The 18,874-nt window shown below is 65.4% G+C and carries 16 protein-coding genes; 9 read left to right on the forward strand and 7 right to left on the reverse strand.

Annotated elements, in window-relative coordinates; translation table 11 throughout:
- Positions 1-34: 34 nt before the first annotated feature.
- The 4 genes from PQV96_RS01740 (at position 35) to PQV96_RS01755 (ending at position 4,198) form a co-directional block, all read left to right on the forward strand.
- Entirely contained in the window at positions 35-1,000 is a 966-nt protein-coding gene (locus tag PQV96_RS01740; protein ID WP_273624370.1) for a LysR substrate-binding domain-containing protein, read from the forward strand.
- Positions 1,001-1,226: 226 nt separating this feature from the next.
- Entirely contained in the window at positions 1,227-2,978 is a 1,752-nt protein-coding gene (locus tag PQV96_RS01745; protein ID WP_273624371.1) for a dipeptidase, read from the forward strand.
- A gap of 177 nt (positions 2,979-3,155) precedes the next feature.
- Positions 3,156-3,671, forward strand: coding sequence for a Dps family protein (locus PQV96_RS01750; protein ID WP_273624372.1), 516 nt, complete (start codon positions 3,156-3,158; stop codon positions 3,669-3,671).
- Positions 3,672-3,829: 158 nt separating this feature from the next.
- The gene (locus tag PQV96_RS01755; RefSeq protein WP_273624373.1) at positions 3,830-4,198 is read left to right on the forward strand and encodes a response regulator; all 369 of its coding nucleotides are present in this window, start codon (positions 3,830-3,832) and stop codon (positions 4,196-4,198) included.
- Positions 4,199-4,426: 228 nt separating this feature from the next.
- Here PQV96_RS01755 and PQV96_RS01760 read toward each other — a convergent pair whose 3' ends face one another.
- The 4 genes from PQV96_RS01760 to PQV96_RS01775 are packed head-to-tail and all read right to left on the reverse strand — an operon-like array spanning position 4,427 to position 10,512.
- Positions 4,427-5,551 (reverse strand): hybrid sensor histidine kinase/response regulator, encoded by a 1,125-nt coding sequence (locus PQV96_RS01760; protein WP_273624374.1) that lies wholly within the window; start codon positions 5,549-5,551, stop codon positions 4,427-4,429.
- Positions 5,552-5,603: 52 nt separating this feature from the next.
- On the reverse strand, positions 5,604-6,227 hold the full coding sequence (locus PQV96_RS01765; protein WP_273624375.1) for a chemotaxis protein CheB: 624 nt from the start codon (positions 6,225-6,227) through the stop codon (positions 5,604-5,606).
- Positions 6,224-7,060, reverse strand: coding sequence for a CheR family methyltransferase (locus PQV96_RS01770; RefSeq protein ID WP_273624377.1), 837 nt, complete (start codon positions 7,058-7,060; stop codon positions 6,224-6,226). The genes PQV96_RS01765 and PQV96_RS01770 overlap by 4 nt, the downstream gene beginning before the upstream one ends.
- A gap of 8 nt (positions 7,061-7,068) precedes the next feature.
- A complete protein-coding gene (locus PQV96_RS01775) occupies positions 7,069-10,512 on the reverse strand; it encodes a response regulator (RefSeq protein ID WP_273624378.1) in 3,444 nt (1,147 codons plus the stop codon).
- A 162-nt stretch (positions 10,513-10,674) separates the two neighbouring features.
- Here PQV96_RS01775 and ubiA point away from each other — a divergent pair, with 162 nt between their 5' ends.
- A complete protein-coding gene (gene ubiA / locus PQV96_RS01780) occupies positions 10,675-11,562 on the forward strand; it encodes a 4-hydroxybenzoate octaprenyltransferase (RefSeq protein ID WP_273624379.1) in 888 nt (295 codons plus the stop codon).
- A gap of 45 nt (positions 11,563-11,607) precedes the next feature.
- On the opposite strand, the gene proC is transcribed toward ubiA, so the two are convergent.
- Genes proC through PQV96_RS01795 form a run of 3 tightly spaced genes read right to left on the reverse strand, consistent with a single transcriptional unit; the run spans position 11,608 to position 14,780 of the window.
- Positions 11,608-12,444 (reverse strand): pyrroline-5-carboxylate reductase, encoded by an 837-nt coding sequence (proC, locus tag PQV96_RS01785; RefSeq protein WP_207373849.1) that lies wholly within the window; start codon positions 12,442-12,444, stop codon positions 11,608-11,610.
- 58 nt (positions 12,445-12,502) lie between these two features.
- Complete coding sequence (glpK, locus tag PQV96_RS01790) at positions 12,503-13,996, reverse strand: glycerol kinase GlpK (protein WP_207373850.1); 1,494 nt, start codon at positions 13,994-13,996, stop codon at positions 12,503-12,505.
- Between the two features lie 19 nt (positions 13,997-14,015).
- On the reverse strand, positions 14,016-14,780 hold the full coding sequence (locus PQV96_RS01795) for a DeoR/GlpR family DNA-binding transcription regulator (RefSeq protein WP_207373851.1): 765 nt from the start codon (positions 14,778-14,780) through the stop codon (positions 14,016-14,018).
- Positions 14,781-15,016: 236 nt separating this feature from the next.
- Here PQV96_RS01795 and PQV96_RS01800 point away from each other — a divergent pair, with 236 nt between their 5' ends.
- From PQV96_RS01800 to PQV96_RS01815, 4 genes are read left to right on the forward strand one after another with little or no spacing between them, the layout of a single operon-like run.
- Positions 15,017-16,090: an ABC transporter ATP-binding protein gene (locus tag PQV96_RS01800; RefSeq protein ID WP_207373852.1), complete on the forward strand. Its 1,074-nt coding sequence runs from the start codon at positions 15,017-15,019 to the stop codon at positions 16,088-16,090.
- Positions 16,091-16,093: 3 nt separating this feature from the next.
- Complete coding sequence (locus PQV96_RS01805) at positions 16,094-17,167, forward strand: ABC transporter ATP-binding protein (RefSeq protein ID WP_198847713.1); 1,074 nt, start codon at positions 16,094-16,096, stop codon at positions 17,165-17,167.
- A complete protein-coding gene (locus tag PQV96_RS01810) occupies positions 17,164-18,060 on the forward strand; it encodes a carbohydrate ABC transporter permease (protein WP_207373853.1) in 897 nt (298 codons plus the stop codon). Before PQV96_RS01805 ends, PQV96_RS01810 begins: the two co-directional genes overlap by 4 nt.
- Positions 18,053-18,865 carry a carbohydrate ABC transporter permease gene (locus PQV96_RS01815; protein ID WP_142083057.1) on the forward strand — a complete coding sequence of 271 codons (813 nt, stop codon included), beginning with the start codon at positions 18,053-18,055 and terminating at the stop codon, positions 18,863-18,865. Before PQV96_RS01810 ends, PQV96_RS01815 begins: the two co-directional genes overlap by 8 nt.
- Positions 18,866-18,874: the final 9 nt, after the last annotated feature.

Raw genomic sequence — 18,874 nt, forward strand, 5'->3', positions numbered from 1 at the left:
AGCCCCACGCTGACGCGGCCCGCAGGAACACACCATGACCCTCACCGAACTCAAGTACATCGTGGCCGTGGCGCGCGAAAAGCACTTTGGCCACGCGGCCGATGCCTGCTATGTCTCGCAGCCCACGCTCTCGGTGGCCGTCAAGAAGCTGGAAGAAGAGCTGGATGTGAAGCTCTTTGAACGCAGCGCTGGCGAAGTCACGGTGACTCCGCTGGGCGAGGAGATCGTGCGCCAGGCCCAAAGCGTGCTGGAGCAGGCAGCGGCCATCAAGGAAATCGCCAAGCGCGGCAAGGACCCGCTGGCCGGGCCGCTGACGCTGGGCGTGATCTACACCATCGGCCCCTACCTGCTGCCCGAACTGGTGCGCCAGTCCATCACGCGCACCCCGCAGATGCCGCTGATGCTGCAGGAGAACTTCACCGTGAAGCTCCTGGAGATGCTGCGCACGGGCGAGATCGACTGCGCCATCCTGGCCGAGCCCTTCCCCGACACCGGCTTGGCCATGGCGCCGCTGTACGACGAGCCCTTCATGGCCGCCGTGCCCAGTACCCATGCGCTGGCCTCGCGAAAGTCCATCACCGCGGCCGAGCTGAAAAGCGAAACCATGCTGCTGCTGGGCGCAGGCCACTGCTTTCGCGACCATGTGCTGGAGGTGTGCCCCGAGTTCGCCCGCTTTGCCAGCAACGCCGAGGGCATCCGCAAGTCGTTCGAGGGCTCGTCGCTGGAGACCATCAAGCACATGGTGGCCGCGGGCATGGGCGTGACGCTGGTGCCGCGCCTTTCCGTGCCGCGCGACGCCCTGCACACGGCGGCGCGCCGCCGCAAAAGCGACGAGAGCTACATCCGCTACCTGCCCATCGAAGAAAAAGACGGCAGCCCGCCGCCCATGCGCCGGGTGGTGCTGGCCTGGCGGCGCAGTTTCACGCGGTATGAGGCCATTGCCGCCCTGCGCAACGCCATTTACGCCTGCGAATTGCCGGGTGTGACGCGTCTGTCCTGAGCGCTGGCGCCGGGAGGCAGTGCTGCTGCTGCTGCTGCTGCTGCGGCACGGGGATCAAAATATTTTGTTACCTGCGCCCTGTCGTTGTGCGGGGCGACAGTCGCGCCGCGCTGGCAAAGCATGCTTGGCGTTTGCAATGTTTTTGCATTTCTTCCTCCTCCCGTCCCTGCCGTCGCCGTCCACATGGCGGCGGCAAGTCCGTGACTGCTCCAAAAGAAAGGTTCCCATGAAGAAGCTTTGGCTTTCCGCCACGTTGGTGGCGGCCCTATCGGCCTGTACTTCCGTGCCACCCGCCGCATCCCAGGCCGGCGGCCCCATCAAGAAGCCCGAAATGGACCGCATTGCTGCGGCACCTGCCGCCATGTCTGCCACGGCCGCATCGGGCAGCTTCAGCCAGTTCCTGGCGCTATCGGCCCAAATGCAGCCCGAACTGGCGCCCGCCGTCGCGGCGTACGAGCGCAAGGCCACGCTGCAGGGCGATGACCTCGTCAACATCAGCCGCTTGCTGGGCCTGTACAACCGCCTGAAGAACCAGGCCGCCGTGATCGACGCTACCACGCGCATGGTGGCCATCCCCACGGTGCGCTCCGACAAGGTGCCACCGCACGAAGACAAGCACATCATTGCGTTTGGCGCGCTGGTGGAAGGCATGGCCAAGGACTTTGGCCTGCAGTACCGCAACGTGGACAACCGCGTGTTTGAAGTGAAACTGCCCGGCAGCGGCCCCGAAGAGTTCGGCATCCTGACCCATGCCGACGTGGTGCCTGTAGTGGCCGACGAATGGGTGCTGGACGACGGCACCAAGCTCGACCCCTTCAAGCTGACCCGCGTGGGCGGCAACCTGTATGGCCGGGGCTCCATCGACGACAAAGGCTCCATCGCCACCGTGCTGTACGCCATGGAGGCCGTGAAGGAAAGCGGCCTGCCGCTGGCACGCACCATCCGCCTCATGATCGAAACCACCGAAGAAACCGGTGGCGACGCGATGAAGTACTACCGCGCCAAGACCACGCTGCCCGAGTACAACATCGTGCTCGACAGCAAGTACCCTGCCGTGGTGGCAGAAAAGGGATCGGGCGCGCTGCGCACCACCTTTGCACTGGGTGCCGCCGCAGGCAACCAGCCCACCATTGTGGCCATGGCGGGTGCTGCATCTGCCAACGCGGTGCCCCAGACCGCCACCGCCCGCCTGCGCGGCGGCGATGTGGACGCTGTTAGCCGTCAGTTGAACGCTACCAAGGACGCCTTTGTCGGCAAATACACCAGCCAGGGCGGCAAGTTCAGCATCGACGTGACGCGTGAAGGCGCAGATGTGCTGGTCAAGGTCACGGGTGCCTCGGCCCACGGCTCGCGCCCCGAAGAAGGTGTGAACCCGCTGCCGCGCCTGGCGCTGTTCCTGCAGCAATCGGGGCTGGCGTTGGCGGCCAATGGCTATGCTCAGGCCGTGAAGTACATCGCCGATCTGTACGGTGTGGATTACCTGGGCCGCACCCTGGGCCTGGCTTACAGCGACGACTTCATGGGCCCGCTGACCATGTCGCCCAACCTGATTCGCGAGAAAGACGGCAAGGTCGATGTACTGGTGAACGTGCGCATGCCGCGTGGCAACACGCCCGAGGCACTATCTCAGGCCACCACCGAGCGCATCAAGGCCTGGGGTGTCCAGACGGGTGTGGCCGTGGAAGTGGAGCACAAACAGGGCAACTGGATGGCGCGCGACCCCAAGGGCGCCTGGCTGGCCACGCTGCTCAACACGTTCGGCGACACCACCGGCCTGCCCGCGCAGCCTGTGCCCACGGCGGGCAGCACCACGGCCAAGCTGATGCCCAACGCCATCAACTTTGGCCCTGCCATGCCCGGCAAAAAGTACACGGCCCACAACGCCAAGGAGTTCAAGGAAGTGGCGGACCTGGATGCAGACATGCAGATGTTCACCGAGATGCTGGTGCGCATCGGCAACCTGCAGCAAATGCAGTGAGCCCGGCCAGGCCGCTGGCCTGGCTTTTCAACGTTTGCTTGACCCAGACGCAAGGTATCGGCAACGGATGACATCCACTGTCGGTGGCTTGCGCTACAGTCTGTCAGGGCCCCGCGCCCGGCCTTCGGGACTGCACGGCGCGGGGTGTTTCATGTTTTCAGCACGAAAGGACCACCCATGGCCAAGGCAAGCAAAGCAGTGATCGGCAAGACCTCTGCCCCCAGCATCAACATCGGCATCAGCGACAAAGACCGCGCTGCCATCGCCCAGGGCCTGTCGCGCCTGCTCGCCGACACCTACACCCTGTACCTCACCACCCATAACTTCCACTGGAATGTGACGGGCCCCATGTTCAACACACTGCACACCATGTTCATGGCGCAGTACACCGAACTGTGGAACGCGGTGGACCCGATTGCCGAGCGCATTCGCTCGCTGGGCCATGTGGCCCCTGGTTCGTATGCCGAGTTTGGCAAGCTGGCCACCGTGCCTGACGCCCCCGCCAAGCCGCCCAAGGCACTGGACATGGTGCGCGTTCTGGTCGAAGGCCATGAAGCCGTGGCCCGCACCGCCCGTAGCCTGTTCCCGCTTGCCGACAAGGCCAGCGACGAGCCCACAGCCGATTTGCTCACCCAGCGCCTGACGGTGCACGAGCAAACCGCCTGGATGCTGCGCTCGCTGCTAGAAGAGTGACAACGGGGGGGCTGCGCGCGCCGCTCTTCGTTTGGATTGCATGGCACCGCAGAATAGCGCCTTGTCCTACACGGCGCCGCCCCCTCGCCTGCACATGATGCGGGTTTAGCAATCCGCGCTGCCCTGGCGCGGCATGGCAGACCAACCCCCTGTGATGTATGCGAATCCTGTACGTTGAAGACAATCCAGAGCTGCGCGAAACCATTGGCATGCTGATGGAAGGCGAAGGCCGCACGGTGACGTCCTGCGCCTGTGCCGAAGAGGCCCTGGTGCTGGATGCAGGCCACCCCTTCGACGTACTGGTCACCGATGTGAGTCTGCCCGGTATGTCAGGAACCGATCTGGCCCGCCGGTTGCTGGCAGACGATCCGCTGCGCTGGGTGGTGCTGTGCTCAGGCTATGAACTGGGTAGCCAGCCGGGCAGCTGGGGGCCGAATGTGCGCACCCTGCTCAAACCGTTCGAGCTGGAAGAGTTGGAGCAGCTGCTGGGTGGCATCCATACTGCCCTTGCTTCGGTCTCTACCTGATCCCTGCCGCGTGGCGGCATCTGTCGCTCACCACGCGTCTTTTCCCTTTAGAGCGGCTAACAAAACTCTTCTGGCGTCGTTGCCGCGTCTTGTCGTACTACGCGTACTGTCTGCGACGCGGCGCCTAGCTAGAACCGCTTCGCTGAGTTTTGTTAGCCGCTCTTACTGCATTCGCCTGCGCGGCCCTCCCGGCGCTTGGATGGCTCGGGCTGCCGTAGCCTATCGGCGTCAGGCGACGGCGCTTCGTGCGGGGGCGTGGCGGGGCAAAGTCACCCGGAAGGTCGTGACGTTGTCTTGTGACTTGGCCTCGATGGCACCTCGGTGCGCCCGCACGATCTGGTGCGCAATGAAAAGCCCCAGGCCCAGCCCCTGGTGGCGCCCTGGGTCGCGTTTGCCCCCACGAAACGCGTCGAACAGATGGGGCATCAGTTCGGGCGGGATGGTGCCACCGTTTGAAACCGTGATGCTCACGGTCTCTGGAAGGTTGCCATCGGCGCAAATGCGCACCGGCTGGTCTGCGCTGCCATGGCGCAGTGCGTTGCCGACCAGGTTGGTGACCACCTGGCATAGCCGCTCGGCGTCCCAGGTGCCCGCGAGGTCGCCTACCACGGTGGATTCGATGCCGCGTTCGGGGTGGCTGGTGGCCGCTTCATCCAGGGTGCGCTGCACCAAGGTCTGCATGTGGGCGGGGCCCAGTTGCAGCGCCAGCCCGCCCGCCTGGCGGACACGGGTCACGTCCAGCAGGTCTTCGATCATGTGGCCCATGCGCTGGCTCGCGCCAAGAACACGGTCGGCCATCAGGGCAGTCTTGTCGGGCGATGGCTGACGCTTGAGTACGGAGGCCGCAGCGACGATGGACTGCAGCGGTGTGCGCAGGTCGTGGCTCAGCACGGCCATGAACATCTCGTTGATGCGCAACGCCTCGGTGCGCGCGCGCAGCTCGTGCGCCAGCGCCTGCTTGCGGCGGTGCAGTTCAAAGAACACGCTCGCCTTGTTGGTGAGCATGTGCGGGTCGATGGGCTTGTACAGAAAGTCCACCGCCCCGCTCTCGTACCCCCGGAACTGCCAGTTCTGCTCGCGCGAGCCCGCCGTCATGAAGATGAGTGGGATGTGTCGGGTGCGTTCGCTGCCCCGGATCAGCTCCGCCAGCTCAAAACCATTCATCTCGGGCATCTGCACGTCCAGCAACGCCAGGGCCACATCGTCGTGGGCCAGCAGCAGTTCCAGGGCCTCGGGGCCCGACTGGGCCTTGAGGATGTCCAGCCCGTCACGCTGCAGCAGCGCCTCCAGGGCGATGAGGTTTTCCTCGACATCGTCAACGAGCAGGCATTTGGTGCGGTCGGTCTGGGGCATGGGCGGTAGGGAGGGTGGGTGGGGTTCTCAAAAAGGGTCGCATGTGCCCGGATCAAAGCAACTGGCGCTGGTGCAGGTCCGCCAGCAGCGTTGCAATGCCTTCCGGGGGCAGGATGTGGTCCACCGCCACGGCTGCGATGGCTGCCTGCGGCATGGTGGGCATGCTGGCGCTGGCGGGCTCTTGCACGATGGTGAGGCCGCCCGCCGCCTGAATGGTCTGCAGGCCGTGCACACCGTCTTCGTTGGCGCCCGACAGCAGGATGCCCACCAGCCGGGGGCCGTAGTGGTCTGCCGCCGATTCGAACAGCACGTCGATGGAGGGGCGGGAAAAATGCAGGGGCGGGTCCACCGACAGCCCCACATGCGGGCTCTGAGGCCCGCCGTCAACCAGCAGGTGGTAGTCCGGTGGCGCAAAGCTCACCGATCCTGGCGTGATGGCGTCCTTGTCCTGCGCCTCGCGCAGCGGCAGGGCGCAGCGGGGCTGAAAAATCTCCACCAGCAGGCTGCGCCGGTCCCGGGGCAGGTGCAGCACCACGAGCACCGCCGCCTGCAGTGTGGCGGGCAGCGCAGGCAGCAGTTCCATCAGGGCGTCGATACCGCCCGCAGAGCCGCCCACCACGATGGCTGCGTAGCCCCGGGAAGGTGTGGGTCTGGGGGCGAGGTGTTGGGTGCTCACAGCCCTGCCTTTTTGCGGTAGATGCGGTCCTGCGGCACGAAGTCGTCGAACGCATCGGTGTGCGCCGAAAACCGCAGCGACTCTTTGGAGCCCAGGCCCAGAAAGCCCCGGTGGCACAGCGACTCGCGGAACAGCCCCAGGGCGCGGTCCTGCAGGTCGCGCTCGAAGTAGATGAGCACATTGCGGCAGGACACCAGATGGACTTCGGCGAACACGCTGTCGGTGGCCAGGCTGTGGTCGGAAAACACCATGTGTTCGCGCAGCCCCTTGTCGAACACCACGCGGCCATAGGCAGCCGCGTAGTAGTCCGACAACGAGCTGCGGGCGCCGGAGCGGGCATGGTTCTCGGTGAAAGCCGCCACCCGCGACACGTCGAACACGCCCGACTCGGCGGCGCGCAGCGCGTGCGGGTTGATGTCGGTGGCGTAGATCAGGGTGCGGTCCAGCAGGCCTTCTTCCTGCAGCAGGATGGCCAGCGAATACACCTCTTCCCCCGCGCTGCATCCGGCCACCCAGACCTTGAGCGACGGGTAGGTGCGCAGCAGCGGCACCACCTCCTGGCGCAGCGCCTGGAAGTAGCTGGGGTCGCGGAACATGTCGCTCACCTGCACGGTGAGGTATTCGAGCAGCGCAGGGAACACGGCGGGTTCGTGCAGCACGCGGTCCTGCAGCTGTGACAGCGTCTTGCAGTCAAACTGCACCAGCGCCGACGCCAGCCGCCGCTTGAGCGACGCCTGCGCGTAGCCCCGGAAGTCATAGTGGTAGCGGTGGTAGATCGCATCGATCAGCAGGCGCTGCTCGATGTCGGCGGTGCGGGCCTTGCGGTGCGGCATGGCGGGGCCTACTTGGGCATCCACACCCGCACGAGGGACAGCAGCTTCTCCACGTCGAGCGGCTTGGCGATGTAGTCGTTGGCCCCGGCGGCCAGGCATTTTTCCTGGTCGTCCTTCATGGCCTTGGCGGTCAGCGCGATGATGGGCAGGCGGCGCCACTCGGGGCGGTTGCGGATCTCGCGCATCGCGGTGTAGCCGTCCATCTCCGGCATCATGATGTCCATCAGCACGAGGTCGATGGCGGGCTGGCCGCCGCTGCCGGCGCGCTCCAGCGCCTGCAGGGCCTCCAGGCCGTTGCGCGCAATCTCCACGCGGATGCCGGTGGGCTCCAGGATGCTGGAGAGCGCAAACACGTTGCGCACATCGTCTTCCACCACCAGCACATTGCGGCCTTCCAGGGCGGTTTCGCGGTTGCGGGCCACCTGCAGCATCTGCCGGTGCTCGGCCGACAGCTCCGACTCCACCTGGTGCAGGAACAGCGTGACCTCGTCCAGCAGCCGCTCGGGGGAGCGGGCGTCCTTGATGATGATGGACTTGGAGAACCGGCGCAGCTGCTGCTCCTCGTCGCGCGACAGGGCGCGGCCTGTGTACACGATGACGGGCGGGAAGGAGACGCCGTCCTGCTCGGTCATCTGCTGCAGCAGTTCGTAGCCGCTCAGGTCGGGCAGGTTCAGGTCCATCACCATGCAGTCAAACGTCGAGTTGCGCAGGTACTCCAGCGCCTCGGCCGCCGTGCCGGCGCCCACAATCTCCACGTCGTCGTTGGTGAGCAGATGGCGCACGCTCTCGCGCTGGCGCTCGTCGTCTTCCACCACCAGAACGCGTCGCAGGTTTTGGGTGAACTTGGCTTCAAGCCGTTGCAGGGCATGCACCAGTTCGTCGCGCTTGACGGGCTTGAGGGCATAGCCCACGGCGCCCCGGCCCAGGGCTTCTTGCGAGTAATCGGCCACCGAAACCACGTGCACCGGAATGTGGCGTGTGGCCGGGTTGCGCTTGAGCTGGTCGAGCACGCCCAGGCCCGAGAAGTCGGGCAGGTTCACGTCCAGCACGATGGCGCTGGGCAGGCTGTGCATTGCGTAGGCCAGGCCGTCGGCCGCGTTGTGGGCCAGATGGCAGTCGAAGTCCATCTCCCGCGCCAGATCGCTCAGGATCTGCGCAAAGCGCACGTCGTCTTCGATCACCAGGATGCTGCGCGCGCCCGCACGGCGCGGGGCTGCGGGAGCAACTGGGGCCGCCACGGGTGGCAATGCCGGGGCCGAAGGAGCCGGTGCGACGACCGGTGCCGCCGCGCGGGCTGGAGCAGGTGCCGCCAGCGGCACTGCGGGTTCTGCTTCCGGCGATGGGGGCACCAGCTTCTGTGGCAGCACCAGGGTGAAGACGCTGCCCTCGCCCGGTGTGCTCTGCACATGGATCGACCCGCCCAGCAGCTGCGCCAGATCGCGCGAGATCGACAGGCCCAGGCCCGTGCCGCCGTATTTGCGGTGGGTGCTGCCATCGGCCTGGCGGAAGGCTTCGAAGATCAGTTCCTGCTGGTGCGCCGGAATGCCGATGCCGGTGTCCTTCACCGCGAACGACAGGGTGTCGTCCGGGTTGCGCGACACATGCAGCGCCACCGAGCCCTTTTCTGTGAACTTGAGCGCGTTGGACAGCAGGTTCTTCAGTACCTGCCCCAGGCGCTGCGGGTCAGTGTCCAGCGTGGCCGGAGCGTCGGGTGCGACGGTGGCAATCAGCGTCAGGCCCTTCTCTTGTGCCAGCGGGCGCAGCGGGTCGATGAGGGTTTGCAGGGCCTTGGACAGCGTCACCGTTTCCACCGACACGGTGGCCTGGCCGGCCTCGATCTTGGACAGGTCGAGGATGTCGTTGATCAGGGCCAGCAGGTCGTTGCCCGCTGCGTAGATGGTCTGCGCGTACTTCACCTGGTCGGGGCTCAGGTTGCCCGGTTTGTTGTCTGCCAACAGCTTGGCCAGGATCAGGGTGGAGTTGAGCGGCGTGCGCAGCTCGTGGCTCATGTTGGCCAGAAACTCGCTCTTGTACTGGCTGGCAAGCTCCAGCTCGCGGGCCTTGTCCGTCATGGCGCTTTGGGCGCGCAGCAATTGCTCGCGCTGGTATTCCAGCTGCTGGGTCTGCGCCTCCAGGTGGGCGTTGGTCTGCTCCAGCTCGGTCTGCTGCACCTCCATCTGGGCCTGCGACTCTTGCAGGATGCGGCTTTGCTGCTCCAGCTCTTCGTTGCTCACACGCAGTTCTTCTTGCTGGGTCTGCAGCTCTTCGGACTGGCGTTGCGTCTCCTCCAGCAGGTTTTGCAGGCGGTTGCGGTCGATGCCGGAGCGGATGGCCACCGCCAGCAGTTCCGAGGCGCGCTCCATCAGCGTCCGCTCGGTCTCGGTCACCGGGCGGTTGAAGCCGAGTTCGATGACGGCATACACCTGCCCATGCTCCACGGCGGGCGCGACCAGCAGCTCGGCGGCGCTGGCCTGCCCCGTGGCGGACGACACCGGCAGGTAGCCCGCGGGCACATCGCGCACATGCATCAGCTCGCGCGACCGGGCGGCCTGGCCGACCAGCCCTTCGCCCACAAGCAGGGTCTCGGCCAGCCGCTCCCGCGGCAGCGCGTAGCCGCCGAACAATGCGAAGCCCGCGCCGTCCTGCACCACGTACCCGGCCCCGACCTGGGCGCGCAGGTAGCCTGCCAGGTACTCCAGCGCGATCTGTCCGATTTCTTCGAGCCGGTGGCCGCCCTGGATGCGCTGACCCAGGCCCGTCAGGCCCGTCGAAATCCACGACTGCATGGACTTGGCCCGGTACTCCCGCGCCGTCACGCCGGCCGAAATGCAGATCAGCACCAGCAGAACCAGCGAACCGGCGCCGGAATAAAGGTTGGAGTTGGTGGCTGCGGCCACCCACTGCTCGCGGCGGGTCTCCAGCTGCAGGTTCTGCTGCGTGCGCAGGCTCTCCGCCACCTCGCGCAGCTGGTCCATGATCTGCTGGCCCGCACCGCTTTGCACCAGCGCCATCGCGCCCACGCCGTCACCGGCCTTGCGCAGGGCAATGGTTTCGGTGAGCTCGCGCAGCTTCTGCTGCGTGAGGGCTTCGAGCTGCTCGACCAGCTGGAGGTGCGCTGGGTAGTCCGCCGCGCTGGCCTTGAGGTCCGTCAGGTGCTTGTGCAGCGAGGTCACGGCCGCGTCAAAGGGCTTGAGGTACGAGAGATCGCTCGTCAGCAGGTAGCCGCGCTGGCCCGTTTCCGCATCCTTGATGGCCTGCGTAAACAGATTGAGCTGGCGCATGGCCAGGGTGGTGCGATCCATGGCCCGAACGGCCTCAGTGCGGGTTTCGGCCGACCGGAAATTGACGAGCCCGATCACCAGTGTGGCCACGGCGGCCAGGATGAAGCCCGCCATCAGCGTGCGGGGGATGGCGAAGCGGGTGGCCGCCTGGGGGCTCGGGGTGCGGGTCATGCGGTGCGGTGGGTGGTGTACGGGGGAAAGGCGCACTTTACCGGGTTTGGACGGGCGCCGGGGCAGGAGGCCCGCGCCACGGCATTGCTGCTACATTCGGTGCGCCCTGCCCGCGTGTGTGGACTGGGCAGCCCCTCCTTGTTGTTCCAGCCGTTGCCCGCCATGTCCGCCGTCTCCCCCCGCAGCCGCTTTGGCCTGTACCTCGACCTCATCCGCTGGGATCGCCCCGCGGGCTGGCTGGTGTGCCTGTGGCCCACGCTGAGTGCCCTGTGGATTGCGGCTGACGGTTTTCCGGGCTGGCACCTGCTCATCGTGTTTGTGCTGGGCACCATCCTTATGCGCAGCGCGGGCTGCTGCGTGAACGACGTGGCCGACCGCGACTTTGACAAGCACGTCAAACGCACCGCGCAGCGGCCGGTCACCACCGGGCAGGTGTCCGTCAAAGAGGCGCTGGGCCTGGGGGCGGCGCTGGCCATCGTGTCGTTCGGGCTGGTGCTCACCACCAACATGGCGGCCGTCCTGTGGTCTGTGCCTGCCGTGCTGGTTGCCATTGCCTACCCGTTCACCAAGCGCATCATTGCCATGCCGCAGGCGGTGCTGGGCATTGCGTTCAACTTCGGCATCGTGATCGCGTTTGCCGCGGTGCAGGGCAGCGTGCCCGCGGTGGCGTGGTGGATGTGGCTGGGCAACCTGTTCTGGGTGTTGGCCTACGACACCGAATACGCCATGGTGGACCGCGATGATGACCTGAAGATCGGCATCAAGACCTCGGCCATCACCCTGGGGCGGCTGGATGTGGCCGCCATCGTGGTGTTCTATCTGCTTTTCTTGGGAATTTGGGCGGTAGCGCTACAACCATATGCCCTGGGTGCTATTTTTTATGTAGCGCTTGCGGTGGCGTTGGCCCAGGCCGTGTGGCACTTCACGCTGATCCGCACCCGCACCCGCGAAGGCTGCTTCAAGGCCTTCCGCATCAACCACTGGCTGGGCGCCACGGTGTTTGCGGGCATTGCAGGCAGCTACCTGTTGCGGTTCTTGCTCTCTAATTGATAGCTGCCAGCGCTTATTGGACAAGCGCTAGAGCCCAAAAAAGCTTCAAGCGCCAAATTCATTGCCCAATTCATCGGCGCGCTGGCATGCGGCCTGCATGGCCCGCTCGAACGCGGCCCCCACGCCATCAGCCTCCATCGACTGCAGCGCGGCATAAGTGGTGCCGCCCTTGGATGTGACACGCTGGCGCAGCACGGCCGGGGGTTCGTCTGATCGGCGGGCCAGTTCCGACGCGCCCACGAACGTGCCCACGGCCAGCTGGTGCGCCTGCTGTTCGCTCAGCCCCATGCCGACGCCTGCGCGGGTCATGGCTTCGAGGAAGTAGAAAACGTACGCTGGGCCAGAGCCAGAAAGGGCCGTGACGGCGTCGAGTTGCTTTTCGCTCTCCACCCAAAGGAACTCACCGGTGGACGCCATGATGGCTTCCACGCTCTGGCGTTCCGCTGCCGTGACGGCGGGACGGGCGTACAGCGCGCTCATGCCCTTGCCCACCAGGGCGGGCGTGTTGGGCATGGTGCGCACCACGCGCTCGGAGGCAAGCCACTGCGCGATGCTGCTGGAGCGGATGCCTGCGGCCACGCTCAGGTGCAGCGCTTGCTGCGTATGCGCCTGGGCTTGGGCGGCGGCGTCCTTGAAGGTTTGGGGCTTGACGGCCCAGACCACGATGCCTGCGCGCTGCAGGGCGGGGCCCGCCTCGGCCTGCGCCTCAATGCCGTAGTTCTTGCGCAGCGCTTCGCGCGCCTCGGCCCAGGGTTCCACCACCTCGATCTGGCTGGCAGGCAGCCCCTGGTGGATCAGCCCGCCAATGATGGCGCTGGCCATGTTGCCGCCGCCGATGAAGGCGATGGTGGGGAGGGATGGAGATGCGGCGGTTTGGCTCATGGGATGTGCAAGATGGCAACAACAGGGGCCACGATGGTAGCGCCGCTGCGCTTTGAGTTCACTCTGCGGTGGTCTGCCGCACGGCATGTTCCCAGTTTGCCATCAGCTCCTGCGCGCGGCCGTTGCTGAGGGTGGGCACAAAGCGCCGGTCGGCGCGCCAGAGGTGCGAGAGTTCGTCGGTGCTGGCGTACACGCCGCTCGACAGGCCTGCCAGGTAGGCCGCGCCCAGCGCCGTGGTCTCGATGACCGCCGGGCGCACCACCGGGATGCCCAGCAGGTCGGCCTGGAACTGCATCAGCAAATCATTCACGCACGCGCCGCCGTCCACGCGCAGCTCGCTCACCGGGGCGCCACCGGCGGCCACGGCGTCGCGGCTCATGGCCAGCAGCAGCGCGGCGCTTTGGTAGGCAATGCTTTCGAGTGCGGCGCGGGCAATGTGGGCAATGGTGGTGCCGCGTGTCAGGCCGGTGATGGTGCCGCGTGCGTCGGGCTTCCAGTAGGGCGCGCCCAGGCCGGTGAAGGCGGGCACCATCATCACGCCGCCCGAATCAGGAACGCTTTGCGCCAGCGATTCGACTTCGCTGCTGTTGGTGATGGCGCGCAGGCCGTCGCGCAGCCACTGCACCACCGCACCGCCCACAAACACGCTGCCTTCCATGGCGAACTCGGGCTGCTGGGAGGCCTGCGCCGCGCTGGTGGTGAGCAGGCCGTTCTGGCTGGTCTGGAAGGTGCTGCCCGTGTGCATGAGCATGAAGCAGCCGGTGCCGTACGTGTTCTTGGCCATGCCGGCGGTGAAGCAGGCCTGGCCGAACAGCGCGCTTTGCTGGTCGCCCGCCACGCCGCCAATGCGGATGGAATGGCCCAGCAAGTCGGCTGCCGTGTCGCCAAAGTGGGCGGCGGATGGCAGCACCTCGGGCAGCAGCGCCTTGGGGATGCGCAGCAGCGCCAGCAGCTCGTCGTCCCACTGGTTGGTATGCACATTGAACAGCATGGTGCGCGCGGCATTGCTCACGTCTGTCACATGCACCTGGCCGTGGGTCAGCTTCCACATCAGCCAGCTGTCTACTGTGCCAAAGGCCAGCTCGCCGCGCTCAGCCGCTTCGCGGGCACCGGGCACGTGGTCCAGCATCCACTGCAGCTTGGTGCCGGAGAAGTAAGCGTCTACCAGCAGGCCTGTTTTGGCCTGGATGGTGGCGGCGTGGCCCTGTTCACGCAGTTGGGCGCAGGCGGGTTCGGCGCGGCGGTCTTGCCACACGATGGCGTGGTGCACGGGCTGGCCGGTTTGGCGGTTCCACAGCACCGTGGTTTCGCGCTGGTTGGTGATGCCGACGGCACGGATGTCGCGGGCCGCAATGCCCGCTTTGGCCAGCGCATCGCGTGCGGTGGCGAGCTGGGTGCGCCAGATCTCCAGCGGGTCGTGCTCCACCCAGCCGGGCTGGGGGTAGATCTGGGGTAACTCGAGCTGCGCCTGCGCCACGATGTGGCCGCGTTCATCGAACACGATGCTGCGGGAGCTGGAGGTGCCTTGGTCGAGTGCGAGCAGGTAGGTCATGGTGAAAAGAATTCAGGGTTCAAGCAGCTACGGTGCAGATGACACCGGCGTCTTGCAATAAAGTGGGAAAAGGTTCAGGCGGTGGTGCATCCGTAAACAGCCGGCCGATCTGATTGAGCGTCGCCAATTGCACCATGGCCGGGCGGTTGAACTTGCTGTGGTCGGCCGCCAGCCAGACCTCGCGGGCCTGTTCGATGATGGTCTGCGCCACCTTCACCTCGCGGTAGTCAAAGTCGCGCAGCGAGCCGTCAGGCTCGATGCCCGAGATGCCGATGAGCGCGATGTCCACCTTGAACTGGCGGATGAAATCCACCGCCGCCTCGCCCACGATGCCCCGGTCGCGCGCGCGCACCACGCCGCCAGCGACGATGACCTCGCACTCGGGGTTGCTGCTCAGGATGGCGGCCACGTTCAGGTTGTTGGTGATGACGCGCAGGCCCCGGTGGTCCAGCAGCGCCTTGGCAATGGCCTCGGTGGTGGTGCCGATGTTCAGGATCAGCGAGCAGTTGTGCGGCACCTGTTCGGCCACGGCGCGGGCGATGCGGGCTTTGCCCTCGGCGTGCAGGGTTTCTCGCTGGGTGTGGGCCAGGTTCTCCACGGTGGAGCTGGGCACGCGCACGCCGCCATGAAAGCGGGTGAGCAGGCCCGATTCCGCCAGGCGCTGCACATCGCGGCGCACGGTCTGCAGGGTGACGCCCAAGGTCTCGGCGAGCTGTTCCACCGTGGCGGATTTGCGCGTGCGCACTTCTTCAAGCAGTTGGAGTTGGCGGGGATTGGTGTTCACGGTGGTGTGTTCTGCACGAGGTTTGTCACCAAATCGCAACGAATCTGAAATATTCGCTTTGGCGCGCTGATGGTGCGATGAGGACTGTAAATCGAACAAAAACGAATTGATTAAGGGTAAACCTTGATTCGGATCGAACAAAAAGGAATAAAAATGAAAAAGTTCGAAAGTTGTGGGCAAGTCGCCTTTGCGCGCTGCCCTTTCACACAGGCCTCAGGGCCGGAAGAGGATGCTTCATGCAGCTGGCGTTGGACAGCATCAGCAAGAAAGTCGGGGCGCAAACCTGGCTCTATGACATGAGCCTGGCGCTCCAAGGCAATGCCGTGACGGTGTTGCTGGGCGCGACCCAGGCGGGCAAGACGAGCCTGATGCGCATCATGGCGGGGCTGGATGTGCCCACCCACGGGCGCGTGCTGGTGGATGGCAAGGACGTGACGGGCACCCCCGTGCGCGACCGCAATGTGGCCATGGTGTACCAGCAGTTCATCAATTACCCCTCGATGAAGGTGTTTGACAACATCGCCTCGCCGCTGAGGCTGCGCGGCGAGAAGAATATCGACGCCCGCGTGCGCGAGCTGGCCAGCCGCCTGCACATCGAGATGTTTCTGGACCGCCTGCCCGCCGAGCTGTCGGGCGGCCAGCAGCAGCGCGTGGCATTGGCCCGTGCGCTGGCCAAGGGCGCGCCGCTGATGCTGCTGGACGAACCCCTGGTGAACCTGGACTACAAGCTGCGCGAGGAACTGCGCGAGGAGCTGACCCAGCTGTTTGCCGCCGGGCAATCCACCGTGGTTTACGCCACCACCGAGCCGGGCGAGGCCCTGCTCCTGGGCGGCTACACCGCTGTGATGCACGAAGGCCGCCTGCTGCAATACGGCCCCACGGCCGAGGTGTTCCACGCGCCCAATTCACTGAGCGTGGCGCGTGCCTTCAGCGACCCGCCGATGAACCTGATGACCGCCACCCGCCAGGACGGTGGTGTGCGGCTGAGCGACGGCACGGTGCTGCCACTGCCTTTGCCCCCCACGGCCAGCGCTTCGCTCACCGTGGGCGTGCGCGCCAGTGCGCTGCGCGTGCAGGCCCGTCCGGGCGATGTGGAAGTGCAGGGCGTGGTGGAGCTGGCCGAGATTTCGGGCTCTGACACCTTTGTGCACGTGGACACGCCCTGGGGCGAGCTGGTGGCCCAGCTCACCGGCGTGCATTACTTTGAACTGGGCGCACAGGTTCGCCTGCACCTGAACCCGGCCCAGGCCTATGTGTTCGGTGCGGACGAGGCCCTGGTGCTGGCCCCCCAGCGCGCGGGAGGACGCTGAACCATGGCACATATCCAGCTGGATCTGGCCCATTCCTACCGGCCCAACCCGCAGCAGGACAGCGACTACGCGCTGCTGCCGCTCAAGATGGACTTTGAAGACGGTGGCGCCTACGCGCTGCTCGGCCCCTCGGGCTGCGGCAAGACCACCATGCTCAACATCATGTCGGGCCTGCTGGTGCCTTCGCACGGCAAGGTGCTGTTCGATGGCCGCGATGTGACGCGCGCCACGCCGCAAGACCGCAACATTGCCCAGGTGTTCCAGTTCCCGGTCATTTACGACACCATGACGGTGGCCGAGAATCTGGCCTTCCCGCTGAAGAACCGCAAGGTGCCCGAGGCGCAGATCAAGCAGCGCGTGGGCCAGATTGCCGAAATGCTGGAGATGAGCCACCAGCTCGACATGCGTGCGGCGGGCCTGTCGGCCGACCAGAAGCAGAAGATCTCGTTGGGCCGTGGCCTGGTGCGCTCGGATGTGGCGGCGGTGCTGTTTGACGAGCCGCTCACCGTGATCGACCCGCACCTCAAGTGGCAATTGCGCCGCAAGCTCAAGCAGATTCACCATGAGCTCAAGCTCACGCTGATCTACGTGACGCACGACCAGGTGGAAGCGCTGACCTTTGCCGACAAGGTGGTGGTGATGAGCCGTGGCCGTGTGATGCAGCTGGGCACGCCCGATGCGCTGTTTGAAAAGCCCGCGCACACCTTTGTGGGCCACTTCATTGGCTCGCCCGGCATGAACTTCCTGCCCGCCGTGGTGGATGGCGCCACGCTGCAGGTGGCTGGTCAGCGCATGGCATTGCCCGCCCGCAGCCTGCCCGCAGGCGCTTTGCAGGTAGGCGTGCGGCCTGAATATCTGGCGCTGTCTGCCCCGCAAGCCGCAGGCGCACTGCAGTGCCGCGTGGCACAGGTGCAGGACATTGGCACCTACCAGATGCTCACCGCCCAGGTGGGCGATCACACCATCAAGGCCCGCGTGGCCCCCGAGGTGGCCTTGCCCGCGGTGGGCGACAGCATCTGGCTGCAGGTGCTGGGTGAGCACACCTGCTTCTATCAAAACGAGGAGTTGTTGGCATGAGTACAACGACCAAACCCGTCAACCAGAAAGCCTGGTTCCTGATCCTGCCCGTCATCATCTGCGTGGCCTTCTCGGCCATCCTGCCCTTGATGACGGTGGTGAACTATTCGGTGCAGGACATCATCAGCCCTGAGCGCCGCGTGTTTGTGGGCACTGAATGGTTCGTGCAGATCATGCGCGACGAGGAGCTACACGCTGCGCTCTTGCGGCAGATCACCTTCTCGCTGGCGGTGCTGGCGGTGGAGATTCCGCTGGGCATTTTGCTGGCACTGTCCATGCCCGCGCAAGGCTGGAAGTCGTCCGCCGTGCTGGTGGTGGTGGCACTGTCACTGCTGATTCCCTGGAACGTGGTGGGCACCATCTGGCAGATCTATGGCCGTGCCGACATCGGCCTGATGGGCCGCCTGCTGCAGGAGATGGGCATTGACTACAGCTACACCGGCAACGCCACGCAGGCGTGGCTCACGGTGCTGCTGATGGATGTGTGGCACTGGACACCGCTAGTGGCGCTGCTGGCGTTTGCCGGGCTGCGCTCCATTCCGGATGCGTACTACCAGGCTGCGCGCATTGACGGTGCCAGCAAGTTCGCGGTGTTCCGCTACATCCAGCTGCCCAAGATGCGTGGCGTGCTGATGATTGCCGTGCTGCTGCGCTTCATGGACAGCTTCATGATCTACACCGAGCCCTTTGTGCTGACGGGTGGCGGGCCGGGCAATGCGACCACATTCCTCAGCCAATACCTCACGACCAAGGCCGTGGGCCAGTTTGACCTGGGGCCTGCGGCGGCGTTCTCGCTGATCTATTTCTTCATCATCCTGCTGCTGTGCTTCATCCTCTACAACTGGATGCAGCGCGTGGGCACCGTCAGCGACGAAGGGGCTGGCCATGCATGAAAAACGCTTCCAGAAGCGGACGCTGTTCCTGTTCGCGTACCTGCTGTTTGCCGTGTTGCCCATCTACTGGATGGTGAACATGAGCTTCAAGACGAACGAGGAGATCCTCTCGACCTTCACGTTCTTCCCGCAGCACTTCACCTGGGCCAACTACAAGACCATCTTCACTGATGAGAGCTGGTACTCGGGCTACATCAACAGCCTGATTTACGTGAGCATCAACATGGTGATCACGCTCACCGTGGCCCTGCCCGCAGCCTATGCGTTCTCGCGCTACAGCTTTCTGGGTGACAAGCATGTGTTCTTCTGGCTACTGACCAACCGCATGACGCCGCCCGCCGTGTTCCTGCTGCCGTTCTTCCAGCTCTATACCACCGTGGGGCTGATGGACACGCACATCGCCGTCGCGCTGGCGCACTTGCTGTTCAGCGTGCCGCTGGCCGTGTGGATTCTGGAAGGTTTCATGAGCGGCATCCCGCGCGAGATTGACGAGACGGCGTACATCGACGGCTACAGCTTTCCGCGCTTCTTCCTCACCATCTTCCTGCCGCTCATCAAGGCGGGTGTGGGGGTGGCGGCGTTCTTCTGCTTCATGTTCAGCTGGGTGGAGCTGCTGCTGGCCCGCACGCTGACCAGCGTGAACGCCAAGCCCATCGTCGCCACGATGACGCGCACGGTGAGCGCCAGCGGCATGGACTGGGCGACGCTGGCCGCCGCCGGGGTGCTAACCATCGTGCCCGGTGCCATCGTGATCTGGTTTGTGCGCCACTACATCGCGAAGGGTTTCGCGATGGGCCGTGTCTGAGGAGATTGG

Origin of the sequence: Acidovorax temperans (genome assembly GCF_028596105.1) — a bacterium.
GTDB lineage: Bacteria > Pseudomonadota > Gammaproteobacteria > Burkholderiales > Burkholderiaceae_C > Acidovorax > Acidovorax temperans.